This window comes from Methylomonas paludis, assembly GCF_018734325.1.
Lineage (GTDB): Bacteria > Pseudomonadota > Gammaproteobacteria > Methylococcales > Methylomonadaceae > Methylomonas > Methylomonas paludis.
Genome location: NZ_CP073754.1, coordinates 1,946,409 through 1,970,391 on the forward strand (window position 1 = coordinate 1,946,409; position 23,983 = coordinate 1,970,391).

23 protein-coding genes are annotated in these 23,983 nt (G+C 48.7%); 10 read left to right on the top strand and 13 right to left on the bottom strand.

Annotated features, from left to right (window positions below):
* Window positions 1–212 precede the first annotated feature (212 nt).
* Window positions 213–503: a hypothetical protein gene (locus tag KEF85_RS08900; protein WP_215579583.1), complete on the top strand. Its 291-nt coding sequence runs from the start codon at window positions 213–215 to the stop codon at window positions 501–503.
* Between the two features lie 210 nt (window positions 504–713).
* Here KEF85_RS08900 and KEF85_RS08905 read toward each other — a convergent pair whose 3' ends face one another.
* Together KEF85_RS08905 and KEF85_RS08910 are read right to left on the bottom strand one after the other, a co-directional pair.
* Complete coding sequence (locus KEF85_RS08905; protein WP_215579586.1) at window positions 714–1,064, bottom strand: hypothetical protein; 351 nt, start codon at window positions 1,062–1,064, stop codon at window positions 714–716.
* Between the two features lie 5 nt (window positions 1,065–1,069).
* Window positions 1,070–4,516 carry an AAA family ATPase gene (locus KEF85_RS08910; protein WP_215579588.1) on the bottom strand — a complete coding sequence of 1,149 codons (3,447 nt, stop codon included), beginning with the start codon at window positions 4,514–4,516 and terminating at the stop codon, window positions 1,070–1,072.
* A 373-nt stretch (window positions 4,517–4,889) separates the two neighbouring features.
* Between KEF85_RS08910 and KEF85_RS08915 the strand changes: the two genes are divergently transcribed.
* The 3 genes from KEF85_RS08915 to grxD all read left to right on the top strand — a co-directional run bounded on the left by KEF85_RS08915 (window position 4,890) and on the right by grxD (window position 6,911).
* Window positions 4,890–5,201, top strand: coding sequence for a hypothetical protein (locus KEF85_RS08915; RefSeq protein WP_215579591.1), 312 nt, complete (start codon window positions 4,890–4,892; stop codon window positions 5,199–5,201).
* A 297-nt stretch (window positions 5,202–5,498) separates the two neighbouring features.
* Entirely contained in the window at window positions 5,499–6,452 is a 954-nt protein-coding gene (gene rpoS, locus KEF85_RS08920) for an RNA polymerase sigma factor RpoS (RefSeq protein ID WP_215579594.1), read from the top strand.
* A gap of 144 nt (window positions 6,453–6,596) precedes the next feature.
* Window positions 6,597–6,911, top strand: coding sequence for a Grx4 family monothiol glutaredoxin (gene grxD / locus KEF85_RS08925; RefSeq protein ID WP_215579597.1), 315 nt, complete (start codon window positions 6,597–6,599; stop codon window positions 6,909–6,911).
* A gap of 84 nt (window positions 6,912–6,995) precedes the next feature.
* Here grxD and rnt read toward each other — a convergent pair whose 3' ends face one another.
* Window positions 6,996–7,625, bottom strand: a complete 630-nt coding sequence (gene rnt / locus KEF85_RS08930) for a ribonuclease T (RefSeq protein WP_215579600.1) — start codon at window positions 7,623–7,625, stop codon at window positions 6,996–6,998.
* A gap of 93 nt (window positions 7,626–7,718) precedes the next feature.
* Between rnt and KEF85_RS08935 the strand changes: the two genes are divergently transcribed.
* Window positions 7,719–8,510, top strand: coding sequence for an MlaA family lipoprotein (locus tag KEF85_RS08935; RefSeq protein ID WP_215579603.1), 792 nt, complete (start codon window positions 7,719–7,721; stop codon window positions 8,508–8,510).
* 357 nt (window positions 8,511–8,867) lie between these two features.
* On the opposite strand, the gene mtaB is transcribed toward KEF85_RS08935, so the two are convergent.
* The 5 genes from mtaB to KEF85_RS08960 all read right to left on the bottom strand — a co-directional run bounded on the left by mtaB (window position 8,868) and on the right by KEF85_RS08960 (window position 14,468).
* Window positions 8,868–10,166, bottom strand: a complete 1,299-nt coding sequence (mtaB, locus tag KEF85_RS08940; protein ID WP_215579621.1) for a tRNA (N(6)-L-threonylcarbamoyladenosine(37)-C(2))-methylthiotransferase MtaB — start codon at window positions 10,164–10,166, stop codon at window positions 8,868–8,870.
* Entirely contained in the window at window positions 10,166–11,395 is a 1,230-nt protein-coding gene (locus tag KEF85_RS08945) for a nucleoside recognition domain-containing protein (protein ID WP_215579624.1), read from the bottom strand. The genes mtaB and KEF85_RS08945 overlap by 1 nt, the downstream gene beginning before the upstream one ends.
* 10 nt (window positions 11,396–11,405) lie before the next feature.
* The gene (gene purB, locus KEF85_RS08950; RefSeq protein WP_215579627.1) at window positions 11,406–12,770 is read right to left on the bottom strand and encodes an adenylosuccinate lyase; all 1,365 of its coding nucleotides are present in this window, start codon (window positions 12,768–12,770) and stop codon (window positions 11,406–11,408) included.
* Window positions 12,771–12,922: 152 nt separating this feature from the next.
* Complete coding sequence (gene mnmA, locus KEF85_RS08955; protein ID WP_215579629.1) at window positions 12,923–14,017, bottom strand: tRNA 2-thiouridine(34) synthase MnmA; 1,095 nt, start codon at window positions 14,015–14,017, stop codon at window positions 12,923–12,925.
* The gene (locus KEF85_RS08960) at window positions 14,010–14,468 is read right to left on the bottom strand and encodes an NUDIX hydrolase (protein ID WP_215579632.1); all 459 of its coding nucleotides are present in this window, start codon (window positions 14,466–14,468) and stop codon (window positions 14,010–14,012) included. Before KEF85_RS08960 ends, mnmA begins: the two co-directional genes overlap by 8 nt.
* Before the next feature lie 129 nt (window positions 14,469–14,597).
* Here KEF85_RS08960 and clpS point away from each other — a divergent pair, with 129 nt between their 5' ends.
* Both clpS and clpA read left to right on the top strand, forming a co-directional pair.
* On the top strand, window positions 14,598–14,921 hold the full coding sequence (gene clpS / locus KEF85_RS08965; RefSeq protein WP_215579635.1) for an ATP-dependent Clp protease adapter ClpS: 324 nt from the start codon (window positions 14,598–14,600) through the stop codon (window positions 14,919–14,921).
* An 8-nt stretch (window positions 14,922–14,929) separates the two neighbouring features.
* On the top strand, window positions 14,930–17,209 hold the full coding sequence (clpA, locus tag KEF85_RS08970; protein WP_215579638.1) for an ATP-dependent Clp protease ATP-binding subunit ClpA: 2,280 nt from the start codon (window positions 14,930–14,932) through the stop codon (window positions 17,207–17,209).
* 31 nt (window positions 17,210–17,240) lie between these two features.
* On the opposite strand, the gene infA is transcribed toward clpA, so the two are convergent.
* Complete coding sequence (infA, locus tag KEF85_RS08975; RefSeq protein ID WP_013819653.1) at window positions 17,241–17,459, bottom strand: translation initiation factor IF-1; 219 nt, start codon at window positions 17,457–17,459, stop codon at window positions 17,241–17,243.
* 258 nt (window positions 17,460–17,717) lie between these two features.
* Between infA and KEF85_RS08980 the strand changes: the two genes are divergently transcribed.
* The 3 genes from KEF85_RS08980 to KEF85_RS08990 are packed head-to-tail and all read left to right on the top strand — an operon-like array spanning window position 17,718 to window position 19,385.
* Window positions 17,718–18,158: a winged helix-turn-helix domain-containing protein gene (locus KEF85_RS08980; RefSeq protein ID WP_246534837.1), complete on the top strand. Its 441-nt coding sequence runs from the start codon at window positions 17,718–17,720 to the stop codon at window positions 18,156–18,158.
* Window positions 18,159–18,186: 28 nt separating this feature from the next.
* On the top strand, window positions 18,187–18,669 hold the full coding sequence (locus tag KEF85_RS08985) for a low molecular weight protein-tyrosine-phosphatase (RefSeq protein ID WP_246534839.1): 483 nt from the start codon (window positions 18,187–18,189) through the stop codon (window positions 18,667–18,669).
* Window positions 18,666–19,385, top strand: coding sequence for a dienelactone hydrolase family protein (locus tag KEF85_RS08990; protein ID WP_215579641.1), 720 nt, complete (start codon window positions 18,666–18,668; stop codon window positions 19,383–19,385). The genes KEF85_RS08985 and KEF85_RS08990 overlap by 4 nt, the downstream gene beginning before the upstream one ends.
* 73 nt (window positions 19,386–19,458) lie before the next feature.
* Here KEF85_RS08990 and KEF85_RS16930 read toward each other — a convergent pair whose 3' ends face one another.
* From KEF85_RS16930 to cydB, 4 genes are all read right to left on the bottom strand, one after another.
* Window positions 19,459–19,593, bottom strand: a complete 135-nt coding sequence (locus tag KEF85_RS16930; protein ID WP_281413626.1) for a hypothetical protein — start codon at window positions 19,591–19,593, stop codon at window positions 19,459–19,461.
* Window positions 19,594–19,739: 146 nt separating this feature from the next.
* Complete coding sequence (ppc, locus tag KEF85_RS08995) at window positions 19,740–22,538, bottom strand: phosphoenolpyruvate carboxylase (RefSeq protein ID WP_215579644.1); 2,799 nt, start codon at window positions 22,536–22,538, stop codon at window positions 19,740–19,742.
* A gap of 164 nt (window positions 22,539–22,702) precedes the next feature.
* On the bottom strand, window positions 22,703–22,819 hold the full coding sequence (cydX, locus tag KEF85_RS09000) for a cytochrome bd-I oxidase subunit CydX (RefSeq protein WP_215579647.1): 117 nt from the start codon (window positions 22,817–22,819) through the stop codon (window positions 22,703–22,705).
* A 13-nt stretch (window positions 22,820–22,832) separates the two neighbouring features.
* On the bottom strand, window positions 22,833–23,972 hold the full coding sequence (gene cydB, locus KEF85_RS09005) for a cytochrome d ubiquinol oxidase subunit II (protein ID WP_215579650.1): 1,140 nt from the start codon (window positions 23,970–23,972) through the stop codon (window positions 22,833–22,835).
* Window positions 23,973–23,983: the final 11 nt, after the last annotated feature.

Below are 23,983 nucleotides of genomic sequence, written 5' to 3' on the forward strand. Positions count from 1 at the left end.
GGGTTTGATGTGGAGCGTACCAATAGACTGGAACAGCTATTAATATGGCATATACGTGCAAAAACTATCCATTAATTTATAAAATAAATCAATAAGTTAAAATAACTATCTATTGTAAATAATTAAGTAGTACTGTAACTATTCAGCGTTCAATTATCACTTTAAATACAGGCCGCTATAGGATGCGCTAAACGAAGTGCAACCTCCTACGAATGAAGCTAAGTTTATGTGCTATTTCATGTAGGGTGTTTTCACTTCATGCTCAAGCTGGTCGTGATGGCAAAACGCCAAACACCCTAAAAAGTTTTGGTGGATTGCCTAGCGGCGAAGCCACCCTAGCAGACACAAACGGCAAAAGTAGCCTCAATGAGGATCAGGCATCAAACCGGCAGATGCACTGCTCACTTGTTTTACAAAAGCTATATTTGCGTTATATAGTTGATGCCATTTTTTGCTTAAAAAATATCCTCAACTTAAGCCAATCAACCAGCTCCCCTCTTTGAAAAAGTGGGGTTAGGGAGGGATTTGACCAAGACCTCAACAACTCCAAACATAGCCGTTACAAACCCCAGAACAGGCCAAATTGTTCCACGGGAAACTCCTCACAAAACACATTACCCAACATTAAGTATTATTAATAATTTACATTAAAATATATTTATAATAAATTGTTTTATAACAAGTTAATTACAATCTTAAGCTCGATAATTCACTCAATAAACCAGCGCATGATCGATCAATAAGCGCCCGTCATGTTCCACAAATACTGCTTCTGCCACATATTCATCGTCACTCAAACTGCAAAACTGCCGCCAGACAACTGCTATCGAATCCCGGCGTCGGAATAAGGCGACAAATTCACGTCGGCCAAACCAGCCCCAGCGCGCCTGATAATCCCGGCACATCATCATCAGCCGATCTGGAGTCACTATGGCCAGCATGCGCTCGGTAAAATCCCGGCTATGCTGAGCGTGATTGATGGCGGTGGAACCGGCCATCATATTGTCCATCAGCGGCGTGATGGCGGCCAGGATTTCTGCATCGGATTTGCTTAACAGCAGCATGAAACTTAAGCCACCAGCTTGACAATACTTAAGCCATTGGCATTTTTAATCAACTCAATCTGGGTTTTAATGCGTTTTTTTACGCCTTCTACATGCGAAATCACCCCGACAGTTTTGCCCTGCAATTTCAAACCTTCCAGCGTGTTTAAAGCCAGATACAAAGATTCCGCATCCAAATTGCCAAAACCTTCATCCAAAAACAGCGACTCTATTGCTTTACCTTGATTGGCGACATCTGCCAGGGCCAAGGCCAGCGCCAGACTTACTACAAAACTTTCTCCGCCTGACAAGGTTTTTGGTAATCTGCGCACTTTGTTTTGCTTGGCATCTTCAATTTCCAGCGCCAGCCCATGATCACTAATAGCGCCACGTATTGAGTAGCGGCCATTGATTTTTTCCAGCACCCGATTGGCATGAGCCAATAATTGATCGATCAATAATTGCTGGGTTTTACGGCGTAAATTACCGGGCTCGGCATGCAATTCATCGAGTTGCAATTGTGATGCCGACCAAAGCTGCTGTTGTTTGTCCAGTTCAGTCTGAATAGCAGCATACTTTTTCCGGTATTGCTGCTGTTTGGTCAAAATATTCTGCAAAGAGCGGATTTCCTGCTTGGCAATATCCACTTTTTCACTAATCAGCTTATGCATAGCCTGTAAGTCAGCACTGCTCGCTGTTGCATCTAGCGTTTCCAGTCTGATTTGCAACTCAGCGGCAAGCTGAGCTAAATCTGTATCCAACTGGGCGGATTTAGCCAATAGTTCATGCTGTTTATGCAGCAATTGCGGCTCACGCTCCAGCAAGGCCAACAAATCATGCAGGGCGGCCAGGTCGGTCAAGCCATATTCGCTAATCTTACCGGCAATCACCAATTCCATACTGCTCAGCGCTTCCTGACGTTCTTGCCATTGGCGTTCCTGTTCAAGCAGCAGTTTTTGCTTCTCTAAAATGGCCAAATGCAAGCCCAGCGATTTTTCCCGCTGCAAATCATCCATTACCGCTGCTTGCTGCTGCTGATATTTGCCGATGCCGGCTTGGCAAAGCTGCAACTTGCTTTGCAAAACAGCCAATTCCTCGCGCAAACCATTTTGACGTAATTCTCTGATTTGATAATCCTGGCGTCGACTGTTCAATCGGTCATAGACCGCATCTTCTTTACCTTTGGCCGGCAATTTTTCGCCCAATTTGGCTAATTGTGGTTCCAGACGGGCAATCAGGACTTTTTCCTGATTCACACTAGCCTGATAACGCTGTTCCAGCTCGGCCAGCTCCGGCGCCCGTTCCGCCCAACTGGCCTCCAACTGTTCGGCAGCCAAACGTAAACTGCCCAGTTCGGCTTGCTTCACAGCAATTTCATTTTTGGCTTTGGCATTATCACGTTGTAGCTGGGTATATTCTTCCACCAAGGCTTTGATCTTATCCTGTTCGACAATTTCGCCACCCAGTAACTGTTTTTGCGCTGCCACATCATGAATTTCAAGACCGGCAAAGGCAATAGCCAAGCGGTTGGTCAACACCACCCATTCATTACGTTTGTCCAGCAAAAATTTTTGCTTGGCCGTTAAATTGGTGTTTTGCTTCTGCGCTGCAGCCAATTGTTTTTGCACACTGTCCAGTGTGGTCCGCAACACCAGAATTTTGCTGCGCTGATCGGTCAAGGCTTTTTTAGAATCAGTCTGAACAGGGGGCCGCAAAACATAAGGGTGCTGTACAGACCCACACAATTGGCAGGGCTTGCCGTCCACCAGTTTATCCCGGTAAGCATTGAGCTTTTTTAACAGCGTTTCATTGGCAATAGCCAGCTCCAGGGCTTTACCTATGTTTTCCTCGCGACCTATCTCCAGTTTCAAGCCATCCACACGCACCTGTAATTCCCCAGGATCAGCCGGCGTTTCAGTTTTGGCACCGCCAAACCAGCTTAAACCCGGCTTTTTATCACTCAGGCGCACATAAACAGCGGCAATATCCACTAGTTCCAGAAACTGCTTAACCCGGCTTTGCTGATCAAGCAATAATTCCTGTAACTCAGCCAAAGTTTTACCCTGAGTAATTGCCATCAGACTAGCTTCATTGGTGGTGATCAGCTGATTTAACTCGGTAATGCGATTTTGCCCAGCCTGCAAATCGGCCTTGGTTTTTTTGATACCGGCCTGGGTCTTTTTCGACCAGGCTGCTTGAGTTTTTTGCTGACCCTCCAATTCCAGACAGGTATTGCGCACATTACGTAATTGCACGACATCAGGAAAATCTTGTACCAGTACTGCCTCAGCCTGATGTTCCTGCAACCAGGCGTCTACTTCACTCAGCATGGCTTGCTTCTCATGCAACTGATACATAATCGCCTGAGCCAGCTCGGTTTCTCTGGGCAGTTCCAGCTTAATTTCGCTTAATTTCAGGGTTAAATTATCCACCACCAGTTTTTGCTGCTCAAAATTCCGCTCAGCGGCATTATCCAGGCTTACCGGGGCACCAGTGCCGGTATTCGCCGGTAACTGCTGTTGCAACAGACTCAGCTCACGCCGATAATTTTCTATATAACTGCGACTTAAAGCTACTTCTTCCTGCATCTTCTTAAGTAGTTGCAGGTAATCTTTAAACATTTCCGGGTTAGGTGCGGTGGCAATCCGCTGCAAATCGGCTTGCAACTGATCCAGTTGGTGCTGGACTAACTGTTGCTGCTCGGTAAGCCGGACATTACGCCGCTGCAGATCATCAATGACCTGCAAATTCTGCAATTGCTCCTGAAGATTCTCCAGCTCTACATTAAGTTCAGATGACAACTCATTGAAATCATGTAAATCCTGCTCAGTTGCTTCCAAAGCTTCCACAGTCAGCAAGGGAATTAACTCAACCTCCTGTTCCAGTTCTGCCACTGTACGGCTCAATTTGGCATGCTGATTTTCAATTTGAGCTTGATAGTCCTGATAAATATTGGCACCACTGATTTTTTCCAGAATATCCATACGCTCACTGTCCAGCGCATTCAGAAAAGCCGCAAAATCCCCTTGCGGCAACACTATTGATTTGGAAAATTTATGAAAATCCAGGCCGGTCAGCTCTTGCAGGCGTTTACGCACCAGCACCGGGGATTCGGCCAACAAAGCAGTTTCGCCATTGCCATCCAGCAGAGTCAGCGCCATACTTGGATGGTCTATATCTGTGCGGCTAACCTGCCAGGTGGAACGATACTTATCGCCATCAAAAGCAAACTCCACTTGAGCCAGACTTTCATCGCTATGCTTGGTGATAATATGTTCAGCCGGCTTATGAAATCGATAAGTTTCGCCATACAGGCCCAGCGTAATCACATCAAGAATACTGGTTTTCCCGGAACCGTTCGGCCCGGTAATGGCAAACACCCCACTCTCCGCCAAAGCGCCCTGATCAAAATTGACCCGGCCCTCACCGCCTAATGAGTTGATATTCTTGAAATAAATATTGAGAATGCGCATAGGGTATTAAAGTACAGAAATAGGTAGTGCCAGCCATGCCAGCGTACACGCAGCACAAGGCCATTATATATAGCACATGCTACACGATGGCATTAATAGACACAATCACCCGAAACTCAAGCCGCCCACAGCAACTGCACTATGCCGACTGTTATCCAGGATCAGCTGAACCAAAAAATAAATTATAAAATTCGCCCAGCGACACCCATGAAGTTAAAAACTTTTCGACCGGCTTTCACCAAAACAATAGCGTCTATGGCCTAAGTTTCCAGATTTAATATAATATAATGGCTTAAGCCGGGGCTTCTGATGCCATATTCAAAGCCCGTTAGCTGTATTTTTCATTTTTAGCCTAAACCTGAGGATACTATCGATGCGGATAATAAACCGTTTCATACATTGCACACCCAGTATTGCTTTAGCATTATTGGCAGCCGCTTGCTCCAGCACGCCAAAACCGCCGCCAGTTGCACCAAAAATTGTGTCCGGCGAGCAAATGCTGCGAGATAGCCAAGGTATTGCGCAACTCAGCGGCCGTTGGCAGGAAGGCAAGCAAATGGTTGATAAAGGTCAAGCTCTGCAACGTCAAGGCCAGTCTGAAATCGATCAAGGCCAAACCTTGATAGACGAAGGCCAAAAAATCATGCGTGAAAGCGAAGAAGGCTACAAAACCATCAAGCAATAACATCCGCCAGCAAGTCCTGGGCCTGCACATATCTGCCCAATCAGCGGCGGCATGACAAATGCCGCTGCTACCCCGCCCCCCGAATATAGTCTATTCCACCTGCAATTGCTGAACCTGCCCCGATACAAATAGAATCCGGTCTGAATAAACAGCATTTTCTTGATGCCGCTCAAATTATTTTGCGCTTAATACGGTAATTTGTTGCTTAGAGATGTTGAGCCGATCAGCCTAATTCGTCGCACATCTTGCTCTGTTGCCATATCGGCAATTTCAGCCATTTCCGTATCAGGAGTCGTTATGATCGAAGACGTATTGGATGTAATAAACTCAACAGAAGCCGATGAATTGGACATCACTGAAATCGAAACGATATTAGTACCAGCCCCCGAAATGGGCGAGGACAGTGAAACAGCCGGCTCCAGCTATGATGTAACGCATTGTTATTTAAATGAATTAAGCAAATCCAAACTGCTAAGCGTAGAAGAAGAAAAGCACTACGGCAAATTGGCACTTAATGGTGACCAGCATGCCCGAAAAATCATGATAGAAAGCAATTTGCGTCTGGTGGTTACCATTGCCCGCAAATATCAATATCGTGGCCTGCCTTTGCTGGATTTGATAGAAGAGGGTAATCTGGGACTAATCCGCGCAGTCGAAAAATTTGATCCTGATCGCGGTTTCCGTTTTTCCACCTACGCCACCTGGTGGATCAGACAAACCATAGAACGGGCTTTGATGAATCAGACCCGCACCATCCGTTTGCCGATACATGTGGTCAAAGAATTGAATATTTACCTGAAAGCCCAGCGCCAATTGGCCCAACAGCTTGACCATGAACCAACCTTGGATGAAATTGCCCGGCATGTCGATAAGCCCCTCGGCACCGTCAGTAAAATGCTCAGACTCAATGAAAGCATCAGCTCAGTCGATTCCGGCTGGACAGCCGATGATGATAAATCGTTGTTAGAGACTATCGCCGAAGATAGCAGCCGCGCACCAACTGAAGTTTGGCAACAGTACACTATCCAAGCCAATATTACTGATTGGATTGACCAACTCAACCCCAAACAGCGCGATGTGATTTGCCGACGTTTTGGGGTATGCGGATTTGAAAGCGCCACCTTGGAAGAAATAGCCGCCGAATTGGATTTAACCAGGGAAGGCGTCCGGCAAATCCAAATCAGTGCCTTAAAACAGTTGAAAGTGATTTTGGAAAGCAATGGCTATTCAGCCGCAGCGATTTTTTATTAAAAAAGGGTTTATAAGCGACGGCGCAAAGCCTTGCCAAATACAGGCATCCAAACAAATTTAAGCAAATCAAGCACAAACTATTTACTTAAAAAACCAATAGTTGATAAAATTACTAGGTTATCAATTTTTGTGCGGATGCCTAAAATGAGTGCTATAGAAAAAATTCAAGATCAACTGAGTCGCAATAACGTGGTGTTATACATGAAAGGCACCCCGGACTTCCCTCAATGCGGCTTCTCCGGTCGGGTAGTGCAACTGTTACAAGCCAGCAATGCCAGATACGCTTATGTCAACATCCTGGAAGATGCCGAATTGCGTGAAACCTTAAAGCAGTATTCCAACTGGCCGACTTACCCACAACTTTACGTTAAAGGCGAACTGATCGGCGGTTGCGACATCATCTCCGATTTGTACAGCAAAGGCGAATTACAAGCCCTGGTTGCTGCTGAAACCGTTTAAACGCTCAGCTTACCGGCGCATTAAGTGATGTTAATGTGCCGGTCAAGCAAGCCGGCAAAACGGCATGGCATAGGCGAATTAAACTTATTTGATTTCAGCCAGTTCGCTAAGTTTTTTCCAGCGATTTATCATCATACAAAATAATACCGCTGTTTGCTCGGCATCGTATAGGGCAGAATGGGCTCGGCTGTTATCCCACTCCAGTCCGGCTGCTTCGGCAATTTTGGCCAGCACGGTCTGACCATAGACCATGCCACCCAAAGTAGCGGTATCAAAGCTGCTGAAAGGATGAAATGGGCTGCGTTTATGCTGGGTACGCTCTATAGCGGCATTTAAAAAATTAATATCAAATGCCGGATTATGACCCACCAGAATCGCCCGTTTGCATTCGTTGCGTTTAACTGCGGCTTTGATTGGGGTAAACAACCGGTTTAACGCTTCTTTTTCCTCCACAGCCATCCGAAAAGGCTGGTAAGGATCAATGCCGGTAAATTTAAGCGCTGCTTCATCAAGTTCCGAATTTTTAAACGGTATAATATTGCAATGATGTTTTTCCGTGATGTGTAACAGGCCATCAGCGTCAGCCTCGACGATAATGGCGGCAATCTCCAACAGTGGATTTTTTTTGGCATTAAAGCCGGCGGTTTCAATATCGACAATAACCGGCAAATAGCCTCTAAAGCGGTTGGCTAAAGGGTTCGGACTGATTTCCATGATGTGGGAGTTGGATAAAAAGATCGGTTATATGTTATGTTACGCCAGTTTTTCACTGGCTCAACAAGTATTCAGGTAATTAAGGTAAATATTATGCAATATAACAAAAATAATATACCCAAGGCTTTACTGCTGATAGGGATGCTGACAGTACTAGGTGGTTGCGCTACCACCAAGGGCAGCGACCCCAAAGATCCTTGGCAGGGCTGGAACCGTGGCGCTCAAACTTTCAATGACAATTTAGACGATTATGTCATGAAACCGGTTGCCAAAGGCTATGATTGGTTGTTGCCAGGATTTGCCCATCATGCGGTTACCAATTTCTTCAGCAATCTGGATGACATCGCTGTTGCCGCCAACGATGCCTTGCAAGGCAAGTTCAGCCAGTCTGGTGAGGATAGTGCTCGTCTGCTGGTCAATACCACTTTAGGCCTGGGTGGATTGATTGATGTCGGCAGCCGTTTGGATCTACCCAAGCACCTTGAAGATTTTGACCAAACCCTGGGCGTATGGGGAGTCGACACCGGCCCTTATCTGGTATTGCCGTTCCTTGGCCCCAGTTCGGCTCGCGGCGTAACCGGCATACTGGCCGATGCCGCCTTAAACCCCATCAGCTATACCGGTATTTATTTTGGTAACGATAGCACTATGGCCTGGATTGTTTCTGGAGGACTGGGTGGTTTAAAAGCCATCGACACCCGCGCCAACAATCTGGCAGCCGGCAACGTGGTGAGCGAAGCCGCCCTCGACCGTTACGAATTCTTCAAAAACGCCTATCTGGCCCGGCGGAATTATCTGGTACATGATGGTAATGTTCCGGATGAAGACGTGCTGAAATTTAATGAAGATAAAGGCAAAAACTTAGGTCCGATTAGTCCATATTAATTTAAACTAAGGCAAACACCCCCCCGCTTTTTTCGAAGCGGTGTTTGGCTTAAGGTGATGCGACTTTAGCAGTGGCTTCAAGTTAGGCCAAACCAGCGGCTTCCGTTTCAATAGGCTATGTTTGGGTCGATTTAGGTTCAACATTGTTGAATCCCGCTGACCTTGGTTCGATTAAGGCTACGCTGCGAAGCCCTCGATTCCACTGCGTTGCATCGAGGCTACGGGTCGCGATGATATAGCGCTGCTCTGGTTTTTGCGATAGCTAAACAGCTTTGGTGGCTTGCCTGGCGGCGAAGCCACCCTACAGACGGTCTGTTTAAGATGTTACGACTCAGCTAGGCAATAATCCAGCCTTAATCAAGTGTTGCAGTTCTGCAAATTTGCCGCCACAAAACCGGATTCTGCCTGAATCAGCTGAGCGGACCAAACCTGATTTTCCAGCTCCAGTCCCGGTTCAACCTGACAAGCCACCCGTAAATAATTTGGCGTATAGCCAAAATAACGAATCTGACCATCAGCCAAGGTCTCGGTATGGCCCTCCCACAACACTGGGGCAGCTATACCAATATTAGCCGCTATAAAATCCTGTTTCATTTGTTCGGCCAGGTCATGCAATTGTTTGCTGCGCAATTTCTTTACTGCCGGGCTGACTTGCTGGGCAAAACCGGCCGCCGCCGTGCCGGCGCGCGGCGAATAACTGAAAATGTGGATATGGCCAAAGCCGATACGTTGAATATAAGCCAGACTTTCCTGCCACTCGAGCTCGGTTTCCCCCGGAAACCCGACAATAATATCGGTGGTGATATTAAAATTCGGCACCAATTGCCGGGCTGTAGCGACTATCTGAGCAAACTCTTCGGTTTTGCAGCGCCGAGCCATGCGTTTCAAAACACTGTCGCTGCCGCTTTGCAAAGGCAGATGCAGATGCGGCATCAGGCGTGGATTATTAAACAGTTCAAAAAAGCCGTCCGGCAGTTCCCACGGCTCCAAAGAACCCAGCCGCAGGCGTGGAATAGCGGTTTGCGCCAAAATGGCGCTAACCAGTTCCAGCAGATTACTATTGGTATCACTGCCGTACCCGCCCAGATGCACGCCGGTAATTATCACTTCCTGGATACCTTGTTGATGCAAGATATTAATTTCTTTGATTATCTCGTCCAGCTCCCGGCTATGTTCCTCACCGCGTGCCACGGTAACGATACAAAAGGTACAGCGATAGCGACAGCCGTCCTGCACCTTAACAAAAGCCCGCTGCCGACCCCGGCTGAACAATGAAACCTCACCCGGCTCGCTGGACATCACCGGCATACTGTCCAGATTAAGTTCCGTCAGCGCTTTGCTGACCAGCTGATTTTTATCCTGGTTGCCGACGACCAGATCCACGCCCAGCAATTCCGATGCTTCTGCTTCATTTAATGTGGCATAACAGCCGCTTACCACCAGTTTTGCCTGTGGATTATCACGATGAATACGGCGGATTAACTGCCTGGATTTGCGCGCAGCATCCTCGGTAACCGCACAGGAATTCAATACCACCAGCTGCGCTTGCGCCAGCTCGCGGGTAATCTGATGGCCGGCAGCCTGAAAGGCTTGCGCCCAGGTTTCCAGCTCGGCTTCGTTAAGACGACAGCCTAACGTTTTAAGATGTATCTGCATTATCCAAAAAACCAGTAAGTCACAAAAATGGCGGTTAACATGCCGCCCAGATCGGCAATCAAACCGCAAGCCGCCGCATGGCGAATCCGGCTGATGCCTACCGCACCAAAATAAACAGCCAGTACATAAAAAGTGGTTTCCGTGCTGCCCTGTACCACACAGGCCAAGCGCCCGGCAAAAGAATCCGCACCCTGGCTTTGCATGGTGTCTATCATCATGGCTCGGGCGCCGCTACCGCTGAATGGCTTGAGCAGCGCGGTAGGCAAAGCATCGATAAAGCGGCCATCCAATCCGCACAGCTCCACCAGCCAGCGGATAGCGCCGGTAATTAGTTCCAGTGCGCCACTGGCACGGAACACCCCAAACGCCACCAGCATGGCAATCAAATAGGGGATGATGCCGATTGCGGTCTGAAACCCTTGCTTGGCGCCACTGATGAATAATTCATAAACATTCAGGCCTTGATAAACCGCCGCCGAAATAAACACGATCACCAGCCCAAACAACAGCACATGGCTGAGCATGGCCGACTGCTGCAACATTTGCTGTTGATCCAGTCGGTAAAAATAAGCCAGCAGGCCAAACACCAGCAGACTAATCGCGGCCAGATACGCCAGTATCACCCGATCCAGCAAATTGATTTTTTGCACCACGGCCACCGCCAGCAAGCCGGATAGGGCGGCACCGTATGTGGCTAACAGAATCGGCAGGAATACATCACTGGGATTAGCCGCGCCCATTTGCGCCCGGTAGGCAAAAATAGTTACCGGAAACAAGGTGACTGCCGAAGTATTAATCACCAGAAACAGAATCTGGGCATTACTGGCCTGGTCTGGATGGGGATTCAGGCTTTGCAGTTCCTGCATGGCCTTGATCCCCATCGGTGTGGCGGCATTGTCCAGGCCCAACATATTGGCGGCGATATTCATCGCCATCGCCCCCAGTGCCGGGTGATCTTTGGGGATTTCCGGCATCAAGCGGCTGAACAGCGGATTTAACAGCCGGCTTAATAAACCGATAAAGCCGCTCTGCTCGGCAATATTCAACATACCCAGCCAGAAGGCCATAATGCCGCATAAACCCAAGGCAATATTAAACGCCGTTTTTGACTGGCTGAATAGGGCTGTTATCAACTCGGCAAACACAGTCTGGTCGCCCAGCACCAGGCATTTATACACAGCACAGATAAACGCCGTGAGGAAAAAAAATACCCAGATGAAGTTCAGCACTTATTGTTAGCTATGCCGGACTGATCTGTTTAGCCAATGCCGCCGCATAACCAGTATAAGTGTGCGGGGTCAAAGCCAATAACTCCGCCTTGGCAGCTTCCGGTATCTGCAGAGTAGCGACAAAGGCCTGCATGCCCGCCGCGGTAACACGCTGGCCGCGAGTCAATTCCTTAAGTTTTTCATAGGGTTTTTCAATGCCGTAACGGCGCATGACGGTCTGGATAGGCTCAGCCAGTACTTCCCAGTTATCGTCCAGATCCTGATTAATCGCCTGCGGATTGATCTCCAGTTTGGAAATGCCTTTCAGGGTAGATTGAATAGCAATACTGGTATGGGCTATACCCACGCCAATATTGCGCAGCACGGTTGAGTCGGTCAAATCCCGCTGCCAACGTGAAACCGGCAATTTTTCGCTCAAAAATCCCAGAATGGCATTGGCCAGACCCAGATTACCTTCCGAGTTTTCAAAATCAATCGGATTAACCTTATGCGGCATGGTTGAAGAACCCACTTCGCCGGCAATGGTTTTTTGCTTGAAATAGCCCAGCGAGATATAAGCCCAGATATCCCGATCAAAATCCAGCAAGATAGTGTTAAACCGGCTCAGAGCATGAAAAAATTCCGCCATATAATCATGCGGCTCAATCTGGGTGGTATAAGCATTAAAACTCAGGCCCAACGACTCGACAAAATTTTGGGCAAACTGCGCCCAGTCCAGGGCAGGGTAGGCCACACTGTGGGCATTATAATTGCCGACTGCACCATTGATTTTACCCAATAGCTCGACATCAGCCAATTGCCGGCGCTGACGCTGCAAACGCGCCACCACATTGGCAAACTCTTTACCGGTTGTGGTCGGCGTGGCAGACTGACCGTGGGTGCGCGACAGCATAGCTTGCTCAGCGCTATCGTGAGCCAGTTTGCTAATAGCGGCAATACAGGCATCGATCTCGGTCAGCAATAAACCCCGGCCTTCTTTCAACATCAGCGCATAAGACAGATTATTAATGTCCTCAGACGTACAGGCGAAATGAATAAACTCACTGACTGCCAGCAGTTCGGGGTTATTCTTGATTTTATTTTTAATAAAATATTCCACCGCTTTCACATCATGATTGGTGGTTTTTTCAATATCTTTAACGGCTTGGGCATCTGCCTCATTAAAGTCGTTGACGATGCTGTTCAACACCGCATTGGCTGCCTCTGATAGCGGCGCCACTTCCGTAATCGCCGCTTCAGCAGCCAAAGCCTGCAACCAGCGCACTTCTACTTCCACCCGATAACGGATCAAACCGTATTCGCTGAAAATAGGGCGCAGAGCGTCAACTTTGCCGGCATAGCGGCCGTCGATGGGGGAAATAGCGGTGAGGGTCATATTAATGTTATCCAAAATAATACGGAGATGATTTAAAAAATTTTAAGGCAATACATAGGATGTGCCGAGCAAAACCAGGTGCGTCAATCGCGATCCAAAGCCACTGCACCAGGAAAATTAGACTTTTAAAAACAGTCTATTGAAATAAATACTTAAGCTTCATTATACCTAAGTTCAATAATCCCGCCGCCTAAGCAAACCTCACCGGCATAAAACACCACGGACTGCCCCGGCGTAATCGCCCGTTGTACTTGTGTGAACCGCACTTTTACCCGGCCATCAGCCAGCGGTTGCAACAGACATTCCTGATCCGGCTGCCGGTAGCGGGTTTTGGCGGCGCAGTGCAAGGGAGTGGTGATCGGTTGTGAACCGCACCAGTCCAGTTGGCAGGCTTCCAGGGTATTATGCAGCATCAGTGGATGGTCGTGGCCCTGGCCGACGATCAATACATTGTTAACCAGATCTTTTTCCAGCACAAACCACGGCTCGTCCGGCGCATCTTTAACCCCGCCGATACCTAAACCCTGGCGTTGCCCGAGGGTGTAATACATCAGACCGTGATGCTTGCCGATGTACACGCCTTCCGGGGTGCGCATTTCGCCGGGTTGACTAGGCAGATAGCGTTGTAAAAAATCCCGGAACTTGCGTTCGCCGATAAAACAAATGCCGGTGCTGTCTTTTTTACGGCTGTTGGCAAAACCGGCTTTTTCCGCCAATGCCCGGATTTCCGGCTTATGCAAATGCCCAATCGGGAACAGGGTTTTAGCCAAGGCCGGCTGGCCCATCGCGTACAAAAAATAACTTTGTTCTTTATTGGGGTCTAAACCTTTTAATAGTCGGAATTCGCCAGCCACTTCATCGACCCTGGCATAATGGCCAGTCGCAATAAACTCTGCCCCCAAATCGTCTATGGCGTAATTTAAAAAGGCTTTAAATTTAACATGTTTATTGCACAGAATATCGGGGTTTGGCGTGCGTCCGGCCTGAAATTCGGCCAGAAAAACTTCAAAGACTTCATCCCAATATTCAGCACTGAAATTGACAGTGCGTAATTCTATGCCTAAAGTGTCGCAAACTTGTTGGGCATCGGCCAGATCCTGCATAGCTGTGCAATACTCGCTGCCATCGTCTTCTTCCCAATTTTTCATGAACAGGCCAGTGACCTGATGGCCTTGTTCCAGCAAGCTTAATGCGGTTACTGATGAATCGACGCCGCCGGACATGCCGACGATGATATGTTTACTCATGCAAATCCAAAAAAGACTGTAAGATGGAAAGCGGCTGGCGGTCACCGCGTAAATAGGCTGCCAAAGTTTTCAGCACCAAAGGGCTGCGCAATTGGTCTGAGCGTGCTTTAATATCGGCCAGACTCAACCAATGGGTGGCGGTGATATCGGGATCCAGCGCTTGATCCGGGGCGTAATCATACACTTCGCCGGTAAAGCAAAACCGCAAAAAACTGGGCTGATCCGGGGTTCTGCGCCAGAGTTGCACAGCCACCAGGGCCGTAGGCCGAAACTGCCAGGCAGTTTCCTCGTTGACTTCACGCTGGATAGCGGCCAATAAGGTTTCGCCGGTTTCCAAATGACCGGCAGGTTGATTAAATGTCCGGCCTTGATCGGTATATTCTTCTACCATTAAAAAGCGCTGGTCTTTTTCAATAACAGCGGCAACGGTAACATGCGGTTTCCAAACCATGACGGCACAGTAAACAGGGAAAAGGTGCGCATTTTACGCGATTTAGTAAATATTTATAGCAGTAAAGATTGAAATTTATTGCTTTAGTCGCTATGTTAAACACTATATAGATTTCATTCTACGCAAACTATGTCCGATTTTGATCCTAATAAAGACTCTGACGGCAATATTGCACTGCAGGAAGCTCAGCCGCAGTTAAAAAAGCCGCCTCTGTATAAAGTCATTTTATTGAATGATGATTTCACGCCTATGGATTTCGTGGTAGAAATACTCACGGATTTTTTTAATATGAGCCAGGAAAAAGCTACACAAGTTATGCTGCAAGTGCATACCCAGGGTGTCGGTGTTTGCGGAACCTATAGCAAAGACGTCGCCGAGACCAAGGTGCATATCGTAAACAACTATTCTCGCGAACACCATCATCCCTTGATGTGTGCAATGGAAGAAGCCTGAGGTGAACTATGCTAAGCAAAGAATTGGAATTGACCTTGAATGCTGCATTTACCGATGCACATGCCAAACGGCATGAGTTCATCACCGTAGAGCATTTACTACTTGCCTTGCTGGATAATCCCAGCACTATACCTATCCTGATAGCCTGTAGTTGTAACGTCAATCTGTTACGCGCCGGACTTACCCAGTATATTGAGGAAACCATTTCCTTAATTCCGCCCAACACCCACCGGGAAACTCAGCCCACTTTAGGCTTTCAACGGGTGTTACAGCGTGCGGTATTTCATGTTCAGGCCACCGATAAACAGGAAGTGACAGGTGCCAACCTGTTCGTGGCTCTGTTCAGCGAACAAGACTCCCACGCCGTGTATCTGCTGCACAAACAGGATATCACCCGGCTGGATGTGGTGAATTATCTGGCGCACGGTGTCTCAAAAATTGAGCAGCAAACCAAAAAACCCAGTAATGAAGAGGCGGAATCCGAACGTAGCCCTAGTGAAAACTTGGGCAACCCTCTGGAAAAATACGCCAGCAACCTGAATCTGGAAGCCTTGAAAGGCAATATCGACCCTTTGATAGGCCGGGAACCGGAAGTAGAGCGCACCATTCAGATTCTGTGCCGCCGCCGCAAAAACAATCCCTTGCTGGTCGGCGAAGCCGGTGTCGGCAAAACCGCTATCGTCGAAGGTTTGGCCAAACGCATCGTCGAAAAACAGGTGCCTGAGGTGTTATTAAAAAGCGTGATTTATTCTCTGGATCTGGGCGCTTTGGTAGCCGGCACCAAATATCGGGGCGATTTTGAAAAACGCCTGAAAGAATTGCTCACTCAGTTAAAAAAAGAACCCCATGCCATCCTGTTCATCGATGAAATTCACACCATCATCGGGGCTGGCTCTGCTTCCGGCGGGGTGATGGATGCTTCCAACCTGATTAAACCCGTTTTGGCTTCCGGGCAGTTACGCTGCATCGGTTCCACCACCTATCAGGAATATCGCGGTATTTTTGAAAAAGACCACGCCTTGTCCAGACGCTTCCAGAAAATTGATGTGGTTGAACCCAGTATTGAAGACACGGTACAAATACTGAAAGGTCTGAAAACCCGTTTTGAAGAATACCACGGCCTGAATTACACCCAGGAAGCGCTGCGCGTCGCGGTAGAATTATCGGTACGCTATATTACCGACCGGCACTTGCCAGACAAAGCCATCGATGTGATCGATGAAGCCGGGGCCAGACAACGCCTGTTCGGGGTTAACGAACGCAAAGACACCATTGATACTGCCGAAATTGAGGAAATTATCGCCAAAATTGCCAGGGTTCCGGCGCAAACCGTGTCGGCTAACGACAAAGACAAACTGGCCAATCTGGAAAAAAACCTGAAAATGCTGGTGTTTGGGCAGGATGAAGCGATTGTCGAACTGGCTACCGCGATTAAATTATCCCGTGCCGGTTTGCGTGACAGCTCCAAAACCATAGGCTCATTTTTGTTTGCCGGCCCTACCGGGGTGGGTAAAACCGAAGTATCTCGCCAACTGGCCAAAGTGTTGGGCATAGAACTGCTGCGCTTTGATATGTCTGAATACATGGAACGCCACACCGTATCCAGATTGATAGGCGCACCTCCAGGCTATATTGGCTTCGATCAGGGTGGTTTATTAACCGAGGCCGTCACCAAACATCCGCATGCGGTATTACTGCTGGACGAGTTGGAAAAAGCCCATCCCGATGTGTTTAATCTGTTGCTGCAAGTTATGGATCACGGCACCTTGACCGACAATAACGGTCGGAAAGCCGATTTTCACAATATCATCCTGATCATGACCACCAATGCCGGGGCAGAAGAAGGCAGCCGGGCTTCGATAGGCTTTACCCAGCAAAACCACGCCAGTGACAGTATGAAAGTGATTGAACGCGCCTTCTCGCCGGAATTTAGAAACCGCCTGGATGCCGTGGTGCAGTTCAAACCGCTGGAATCCAATATAGTCGGCAGCGTTGTTGATAAATTTATCTTTGAACTGGAAGCTATACTGGTAGATAAAAATGTGACCCTGACCCTGGAAGCCGATGCCAGAGCCTGGCTGGCAGAACGCGGCTACGATGCCAAAATGGGAGCAAGACCCATGGCGCGGCTGATTCAGGAAAAAGTCAAAAAACCATTAGCCGAAGACTTGTTGTTCGGACGTTTGACCAATGGCGGCCATGTGCGCGTCTATGTCGAAAATGATGAACTGGCTTTTGCTATAGACAGCAAGCAAACAACCGAGTCTGAAGTTAATCAAATGGTATAGGCAGGCAGTAAACCTAGTCCCGGTTACGGGACTAGCGGTTACGGAAGGTGATGCGACCTTTGGTCAGGTCATATGGAGTCATTTCCACTCTAACTTTGTCACCGGTCAGAATACGAATGTAATGCTTACGCATTTTGCCGGAGATGTGTGCAGTAACGATGTGCCCGTTTTCCAGCTCAACCCTGAACATGGTATTAGGCAGGGTGTCTATGACCTTACCGTCCATTTCTATTTGATCTTCTTTTGCCATTATTTAAACCCAGATAATAAAGCCACCTATTTTAACATGGAAGCGCCATACTGACAGCATACTATTAATGTTACGCAAAAATTTCGCACCTCCCCACTCGCAATCCGGCTATCCTAAGCCCACACGAACACGCACCTTTAGCGGCTGCTCTGTGCAAAAATCCACCTAATTTGTGAACTATGGATTAGACAGTTTCGTCAAAACCGGTTTTTGTGTAACATGAGCCATTAACAGCCATCACCGCAATATCGATCAGGCATGAATACCCAGCAGCACACCAACCCACCGCTTTTACCCAAACCCAAAGTCACTTTTCGCCTGCTGCATCAGGATGAAATTGCCATGGGGCCGGGTAAAGCCGAATTATTGGCCGCCATTCAGCAGACCGGTTCAATTTCGGCGGCCGGCAAAACCATGAATATGAGTTACCGGCGCGCCTGGATGCTGGTAGATGTGATGAACCGCTGCTTTAAACAGCCGCTGGTGCAAACCGCCAAAGGCGGTAAAGACGGCGGCGGCGCCAAATTAACCCCGCTGGGCAAACAGGTACTGGAGAATTACCAGCACGCCATGCAGGCCATCAATCATACCGTACAAGCCTATTTGCCACTGTTTGCCGATGTATTAAACAGCCAGCCGACAGAACCACATCAGAAAACAGATATCGCAGAAAATGCACTTGATCAATTGCCCGACTAAAGCTCTAAACATAACTTAAGCCACCGACATGCCAATCAAAATATTATTCGTTTGTATGGGCAATATCTGCCGCTCACCCACTGCCGAGGGCGTTTTTACCGCACTGGCTGCCGAACAAAAACTGCTAGATCATTTCAAAATCGACTCGGCCGGCACCCATGCCTATCATGTTGGTGATGCTCCGGATTTAAGATCGCAAAAAGCGGCCAGAGACAGAGGCGTTGAACTTAAACACCTGCGGGCCAGAAAATTCATTCATAACGATTTTCATGAATTTGATCATATACTGGTGATGGATACTGACAATTATCAGATTGTCAATCAAGCCTGTCCGGCTGAACACAAACATAAAATCCGCTATTTTCTGGATTACGCACCGCATTTAAACATCCGCGAAGTACCCGACCCTTACTATGGCGGCGGCAATGGTTTTGAGCGGGTACTGGATCTGGTGGAAGCGGCCTCAGTCGGCCTGATCACCAGCCTGAAACAAAATGGAGAATTACCATGAGCATAGTTGCCAATACTGTTAACTACCTGGACGGCGAAACCCTGCTGGAAGGCTATTTTGCCTACGATGGCGCTATCCAGGGCCAGCGCCCGGTGGTGCTTATCCACCATGCCTGGGCCGGACGCGATGAATTTGTCGCCAATAAAGCCCGTAAACTGGCTGAATTGGGTTATTTGGGGTTTGCGACCGATATGTACGGCAAAGGGGTGCTGGGCACAGGTCCGGAACAAAACGCCCAACTCATGCAACCCTTTATGGCCGACCGAGCCAAATTACAACATCGCCTGCAGGCGGCGCTGGCGACGGTCAAATTGCTGCCCTGGGCCGACAACCAGCGTATTGCCGCCATCGGCTTTTGCTTTGGCGGATTATGTGCGCTGGATTTGGCCAGGACCGGTGCCGACATCCGTGGCGTAGTGGCTTTCCACGGCTTATTTGTCCCCCCGGCCAATTTGCCTAATCCCAGCATTAAAGCCAAAGTCCTGATCCTGCACGGTCACGACGACCCGCTGGCCCCGCCCGAGCAAGCCCAGGCTTTACAAACCGAACTCACCCAGGCCGGTGCCGACTGGCAAATGCATCTGTACGGCAACACCAAACACGCCTTTACCAACCCCTTAGCCAACGACCCCGGCTACGGATTGATCTATCAGCCCATAGCAGAGCAACGTTCCTGGCAAGCCATGCAAAACTTTCTCAACGAAGTTTTTGTTTGACAGGTGAAATCAGCAGTTTTGAATCCTAATCATCGATTGGGCTAGGGCTATTAGCGCATTTTCGATGCCAAGGTTATTGATTCACCATCATATGCCAGGACATGGTCATAACATTGGCCCGGCCATTTTTGTCGATTGTGGTCAATAAAACCACCGGCCCAGGTTCCAGTAGTTGATAGACTCTTGATAATGGAAACTCTGGATTCATGTATTGCTCGCCTCAGCTTAATCAGGCGTTCCCACTAGTAAAGTTCATCCGTCATTTTAAGTTTGGCGTACTACCAGTAGTACGCCAAACTGTATAGCCGAATAGGGCATAAGATGCGCTGAACGCAGTGATGCGCATGATTCGGGTTAACCGGTATTGCGCATCCCCGCTGCAATGGCATTAATCGTGCGCAACAATGGCTGCATCCACGGATTCACCGCAGCCGGACTGGCTGCGCCGGCTGATCTCATTCGGTGCAACAAGTTTACCTGTACATAGTTTAACGGCCCCAGATAGGCCTCGCGCCGGCTTAATGACGCGGCTAACTCCGGATTATTGGCCAGTAACTGCTCGGCATTGACGATATCCAGTATCCAGGTCACGCAACGCTGAAATTCACCGCTGATCAATTGGTGGATACGGGTACCTGTGTCCGGGTTCACACACAAACCGGCATACTCTTTGGCAATGTTCAGATCGGATTTACTCAAGGCCATCTGCACATTGCTTAATAAATTACGGAAAAACGGCCAGTCGCGATACATGGTTTGCAGGATTTGCAGGCGTTCCGGCCGACCGGCACACCAGGTAGCCAGACTTGAACCTATGCCGTACCAGGCCGGAAAAGTTTGCCGGGACTGCGACCAGGCAAATACCCAGGCGATAGCCCGTACCGAACCTTTGGAGCGATCCAGGGTCTTGCGATGCGAAGGCCGGGAACCGATATTCAACAAACCAAATTCGCTGACGGGTGTGGCCTCATAAAAATAATCCAGAAAACCATCGCTTTGTTCGGTCAATTCCCGGAAACCGTGTTCGCCTATCCGTGCCAGTTCGCCCATCACCGTCTGATATTCAATCACATCGGCAGGGGCCGGCTGCACCAGACTGACACTGGCCTTGATCAGGCCGGTGATACCCATAGTCAGTTCATAAACAGCTGTTTCCATATTGTTGTAGCGATAGAACAGCATTTCTCCCTGTTCGGTAAACTTGATCTGGCCGCGCACCGAATCAGGGGGCTGCGCCAATATTGCTTCATGGGTAGGTCCGCCGCCGCGACCCACCGTACCCCCCCGACCATGAAACAAGCGGCATTTAATGCCACGCTGATCGCTGATGGCAATAATACGCTGCTGGGCACGGTACAGGTTCCAGGCCGAGGCCAGAATGCCGCCATCTTTGCAGGAATCCGAATATCCCAGCATCACTTCCTGGCGTAACCCCGAAGCGGTCAATAAATCTTGATAAACCGGCACATCGAGCAGGGTGTTAAGTACTGTTTCCACCCGCTCCAGATCGTCTATGGTCTCAAACAAGGGGCTGACACCAATACTGCAATACCAGCGGCCACCAATGCGTCCCGCCAAACCGGTTTGAGCCGCCAGCAATAACACTTCCAGAATATGACTGGCCGAATGGGTCATGGAAATTACATAGCGGCTGAAGCAGGCCGGACTCAGTTCTATCCGCATCCGGGCAATCACCTCAAATACCTGCAGAGTTTCCCTGGCTGCCGGCGACAATACCGCCGCATCGTAACTCAATCCGCCTGGCGCACTGATGGCTTCGCTCAATAGCCGCAGCCGGTCAGATTCATCCAAAGCTTCATAATCCAGACCCAGTGCCGCTGTTAAAATCTCAGCCACCGCCTGACTATGCCGGGTCGATTCCTGCCTGACATCCAGTTGCATCAGATGATAGCCAAAGGTCTGGCTGAGCCGAATCAGATCATGTAATTCCAGACCGGCGATTTGGGCATCGCCATGACTATGCAGAGAAGTCCTGATCACAGCCAAATCGGCCTGGAATTGATTCAGACTGTAGTCAAAACCGCCGGTCAACGGTGAATTGTCTGCCAGAGCTTGCTCAATACGCGCCAGATTCAAGCTCATGCGGTATTTCATTAAAGACAACTTATGCCGGTAAGGTTCCTGTAAATCCAGTTTTTCGATTTGCGCCACTATTGGGCCCAATAAGGCGCGATCTGCAGCCAGACTGTCCATAAAATCAGCATTGGGCTGGCACAAGCCATAAGAATAGGATAATTGCCCGCGTAACTCATCCAGGCGCCGCACATATTCCTGCAAAATAGTGCGCGCTTGCAGGCGCACGGCCAAAACTGTGGTTTCGGGTGTTACATTAGGATTACCATCCCGGTCACCGCCTATCCAGGAGCCATAACTCAAAAAGTTGGGGATGCGCACTTGCTCGGCGGCATCAGCGTAAACATTTTGCAAAGAGCGTTCAAAATTCCGGTATACCAGCGCCGTTGCCTGGAACAAAGAACCCGGAAAATAGGACAGACCGGTTTCAATTTCATCGGCCACTGACATGCCGTGAGCGCGCACTTCGTCGGTTTTCCAAAGTAAATGAATCTGGCTTTCCAGACGCTCCATCGCTTCCTGGCGGTAATAGCCTTTTAATTGCGGATCATTGAGTTGTTCGTGGGTTAAAAAGATATTACGCAGCGCACCCTTGATAGTGCGGCGTTTTGATTCGGTAGGGTGCGCCGTCATGACCGGCAAATACAGTAATTCATCCAACAGCACTTGCAACTGGTCTGCAGTGACTCCGGACTGTTTTAAATTTAGTAATGTATCGTGAAATGAACCCGGCCAAAAATGCCCACCGCGTTCAGCCTGGCGGATGCGTTGGCGTAAACCGTAAGATTCCTCGGCTATATTCACCAGACTGAAATACAGATTAAAAGCCCGTACCACATTGCTGATAATCTCTGCCGGCAATGTTTCTATAGTGGCCTGCAACTGTTTGCGCCGCAACGCCGAATCGCCATTGCGGCGCAAAGCCGTAAATTCACGCTGCAAACGCTCTACCGTAGCAGCTACGTCCGGCCCGGCAGCGGTATTCAAAACCTTAACCAATATCGATTCCAGCAGACGTATGCTGCGGCGCAATTCTTTATCATCCAACGGACTAGTCATGCTTAATTCTCCACTGTGGCAATGGTTTATCGGAAAGTTTAACTACAAGTTGCTTGCTGTCCGACAGTTTAAGCTATGACTTAATGCATAGTAAAATAGAATAAATTTATATTAATCATTGATTTTTACAATGCAAAACTACCTCATCAATCCATTGGTATTATCTAACGATTGCTGTCATCCCAGTGTTCCTGATCGCTCACCGACTCCAGCCACATCGCATTGATAATGGCAAACGCGGCTGCAAAACCAACTCCTAATATCCAGGCAAAATACCACATTGCGCTTCTCCAATTAATAAAGTGTATGTGTGTCTTTTAACACGCTGGCTTCACTGATATTGCCCCACAGCACTTTATACACCCAGCGGGTATACAGCAGCACAATAGGCAAAAACACTAGGGTAATCCAGAATGCCAACAACAAAGTGGTATGACTGGAAGTGGCATCCCATAAAGTCAAACTGACATTAGGATTAGTGGTGGAAATCAGCAGAAAAGGAAACAGGCCAAAACCCAGGGTCAGCAATATCCCGGCGATACCCAGACTGCTAAAGCTAAACGCCAACAGTTTGGCCTGGCCCTTACCCAGCACCCAAGCCAGAAGTAAACCAGCAAAACCCAGCACCGGTGCCGCCAACATCCAGCTATGATCCAGAAAATGGGCAATCCAGCCATGACCCGCCGCAATTACCAATTTATGCAAAGGATTGGAAGGCGCATCATGAGCCGGCATTTGGGTGATTTCCGGCCGCTCCAGCCCCAGCAATACCCAGGCTACTGTCACTACCAACCCCACTAACAACAACAAGCCCAACCAATTAACCGCCAGCGTCACCCGGTCGTAGATCACACCCTCGGTGCGGCATTTTAAAAATAAAGCGCCATGAAAACTGGTACCCACCAGACTCACCACACCGCATAACAAGGCAAACGGACTCAATAAGGCCCAGAACGAGCCATCATAAATAGGCCGCAAATCTTCATCAAAATGAAACGGCAAACCCAGCACTAAATTACCCGCCAACACTCCAAACAACACCGGCGGCAGGGTGCCACCCAAAAACAGCGCCCAGTCCCAGGCATTTCGCCATTGCGGATTCGCCAGCTTGCCCCGGTAATCAAAACCGGCCGGACGAAAGAAAAGCGCCAGCAACACCAGCAGCATAGCCACATACAAGCCGGAAAACAAAGTGGCATAAACCGCCGGCCAGATCGCAAAGATGGCCCCGCCCAGCAAAATCAGCCAGACCTGATTACCTTCCCAGGTGGCTCCCACTGTATTAATAACCACTCGGCGTTCAATATCGGTTTTGGCCACAAACGGCAGTAAGCTGCCCACGCCAAAATCAAACCCTTCCGTCACTGCAAAAGCAATGGCTACCACACCAATAAATACCCACCAGATCAAACGGATAGCTTCATAATCAAACATGATAAATTCCT